This is a genomic window from Microbacterium sp. ZXX196, assembly GCF_009709595.1.
GTDB lineage: Bacteria > Actinomycetota > Actinomycetes > Actinomycetales > Microbacteriaceae > Microbacterium > Microbacterium excoecariae.
This window is the reverse complement of the sequence record NZ_WMEE01000541.1, coordinates 1-232: the sequence shown is the minus strand read 5'-3', so window position 1 is coordinate 232 and position 232 is coordinate 1. Positions and strand designations below refer to the sequence as shown.

Sequence of the window (232 nt, the reverse complement as noted above, 5' to 3'; positions counted from 1 at the left end):
CAGTGTCGAGCGTGACCTCGCCGGGATCGCCCGACAGGGTGATCCGGCCTTCGAGGAAACAGTGGAATTCCTGCGCCACGGACAGGGATCGGCTGATGTCCTGTTCGACGATCACGATGCCGACCCCGCGTTCGCAGATGCGCGGCAGGATGGCGTACAGCTGGTTCACGACCACCGGGGCCAAGCCCAAGCTGATTTCGTCACACAGCAGGAAACGCGGGTTGGTCAGCAG

1 pseudogene is annotated in these 232 nt (G+C 63.4%); it reads right to left on the bottom strand.

Going from position 1 to position 232, the window contains the following annotated elements:
- Window positions 1–232, bottom strand: a pseudogene (locus tag GJQ66_RS14445) (ABC transporter ATP-binding protein); the annotation flags it as partial.